Raw genomic sequence first — 2,645 nt, 5'->3', positions numbered from 1 at the left:
TTGCAAATTCCAGTGATATTGACCACCCTAATCCAATTTAAAGTGACCACCTGATTCCAATTCAAAATGACCACCTAATTCCGGAGCAAAATGACCATCTCCATTTTTCATTAAAAACTACTCTTTTTCATCTGTTAATTAGTATTCAAATATACTTAAAATATTATCCTTTGTTTATACCTCTTTTTTTTCTCATAGATTCTCCATGTAATTCGAGTCGATGGGATTGATGTATAAGCCTGTCCAAAATTGCGTCTGCTATAGTTTTTTCGCCAATTATATCATACCAACCTTGTACTGGGATTTGTGATGTCACAATTATAGAACCGTTATTATGCCTATCTTCAATGATCTCCAAAAGGGTAATTCGGTTGTGACTATCTAATGCTTGGAGTCCAAAATCGTCAAGTATAATAACGTCTTGCCTTTCAATTTTGGCAAGCTCTCGCAGGTAAGAACCATCTGCTTTGGCCATTTTTAATTTAGCAAACAACTTCGAAGTATTAAAATAACTCACTTTAAAACCTTGTATACAGGCTTGATAGCCCAATGCGGTACCTAAGTAACTTTTACCTACGCCAGTACTTCCTGTGATTAAGATGTTTTCGTTTTTTTCTACAAATTCACATTCTGCCAGACGCAGTACCGTGTTTCGGTCAAGATTACGTGATACATCAAAATTGACACTTTCAATATTTGATTTGTAATGGAATCGAGCATTCTTGATACTGCGCTCAATACGCCGATTGTGCCTTTCGTCCCACTCAGCATCAATAATCATCGATACGAACTGATCGAGTGTGTAATGGTTTGTTTTTCCGCTTTCAATGGCTGTTTTAAAAGCATTAAACATGCCATAAAGCTTCATTTGTTTCATTTTTGTTACTGTAGATTCATTCATGTTTTCAAGATTTAATTTAGTTATAATAATGTTTTCCTCTTATGTTACCGTGATTCGGGAGTTCTTGCTCGGGTTCTTGTTCAAAATCAATATGGTCTAAGTTGTTTTCTAAAATATTCTGTATCGTTTTAAAATTGTATATTCTAAAATCGAGTGCCCGTTTACAGGCATTTATTAATCGCTGCTTACCAACCTTTTTTTCGAAGTTTAGTATTCCTAAACAACTTTTATAAGCCTGTTCAGGATGGTTTCTGCTTTCGATTATCTGCATAATATATTCTCCCACTGACTCATCAATACTACTTGCCCAATCAATAAATCGAGTAGCACTCCATTGGGCTACAAATTGATGTGTACTGGCTAAATGCTCTGGGATTGTGGTATAGACATAAGGTTTATAATTCCGCTGATGGACAGCTATTCGATTGTATTTATAATAGATCTCCACAGTTGATTTGGTATACAAGAGTTTCGCTTTTTTCTTTACATATTGATACGGAACACTGTAGTAATTTTTGTCTTGACTTAATTGAACATGCCCGTTTTGCATCACCGTTGCAAAGGATTGGTATTTGATTTCAAAGCGTTCTTGTGGTAGTGGGCGCAGTTTTTGTTTCTCATCCTCTAAAAACAATTCTTTTCGAGAGTAAGGACGTCCAGTAAGTTTTCTACTATTATGAGTGTCTAATAAATCCCATATCTGCTGGTTTAATTCTTCTAGGCTAAAGAATTTAGTTTCTTTTAGGGTTACATAAATTCTTCTGTACAATATCTTAACAGCTCCTTCAACTAATGACTTATCTCTTGGTTTATAAGCTCTGGCAGGTAAGATTGTAGTTTCGTAATGTTCTGCTAAATCAGCCAAGGTTTCATTAATTGTCGGTTCAAAACGACTGCTTTTAATTACTGCAGATTTTAAATTATCTGGAACAATTGCCGCAGGAGTACCTTCAAAAAAACGCATGGCATTTTCTACTGAAGTGACAAAATCCTCCTTCTGTTGGCTCATGGAAGCTTCAGCATAGGTGTATTGACTAGCTCCCAATATAGCTACAAAAAATTGTACTTCTTTGATTTCTCCAGTATCGTTATCAATAATGGAGAGTGTTTTTCCGGCATAATCTACATACATTTTATCACCTGCTTTGTGATTCATATGCATTACCGGATTGACTCGTTTACTCCATGTTTTGTAATGATGTGCAAATTGTGAACTCCTGTAACCATCAGGGTTTACGGAAATATATTGCTCCCACATATGTTGTACGGTAACGCCAACTTTTTTTAGTTCACGTTCCATTTTAGGAAAAAAATTATGAAGTATCTGCAATTTGGGACTAATTGATTCCACAGTAGTCTGTGAAAACAAAAGTTCTAGTTCTGCATCTGTTTTTTTATCAATTAATTCAAAGCTTAATCCGAGGACTTCAAATAAAGAAATATATTTCTTTACCGTATTCCTGGAAAGAGATAAATAGCTACTTATAAATAACTTACTCTTTCCATCACAATAGAATTTAATTACTTTTCTAATTTTACTCATGTCTGTTATTTTGTTTGCCATAATCCGTATTTTTTAACGAATGTATGGTTCTAACAACATGAAAAAGTCAGTAGCTTTTAATAATCAATTTACCCCAAAAATTAGGTGGTCAGTTTGAATTGGAAAGTGGTGGTCAGTTTGCTCCGGAACTGGTGGTCAATTTACACTGGAAAGTAGTGGTCAATTTGACTGGTTTTTCCA

Annotated in this window: 2 protein-coding genes; both read right to left on the bottom strand. The window is 34.8% G+C overall.

The genetic code is table 11. The features are described 5' to 3' along the window. Positions 1–163: 163 nt before the first annotated feature. Positions 164–901 (bottom strand): IS21-like element helper ATPase IstB, encoded by a 738-nt coding sequence (istB, locus tag AAGV28_RS15355; RefSeq protein ID WP_373407633.1) that lies wholly within the window; start codon positions 899–901, stop codon positions 164–166. Between the two features lie 16 nt (positions 902–917). Further along, positions 918–2,465: an IS21 family transposase gene (istA, locus tag AAGV28_RS15350; RefSeq protein WP_373407632.1), complete on the bottom strand. Its 1,548-nt coding sequence runs from the start codon at positions 2,463–2,465 to the stop codon at positions 918–920. Positions 2,466–2,645 lie beyond the last annotated feature (180 nt).

This window comes from Flavobacterium zubiriense (assembly GCF_041729725.1).
GTDB classification, from domain to species: Bacteria; Bacteroidota; Bacteroidia; order Flavobacteriales; family Flavobacteriaceae; genus Flavobacterium; species Flavobacterium zubiriense.
The sequence above is the reverse complement of the archived record's forward strand: the minus strand, read 5'-3'. Positions and strand labels throughout refer to the sequence as shown.

Excerpts from the sequence above, each read along its gene's own strand:
- istB (WP_373407633.1), bottom strand. The coding sequence starts at position 901 with ATGAATGAATCTACAGTAACAAAAATGAAACAAATGAAGCTTTATGGC.
- istA (WP_373407632.1), bottom strand. The coding sequence starts at position 2,465 with ATGGCAAACAAAATAACAGACATGAGTAAAATTAGAAAAGTAATTAAA.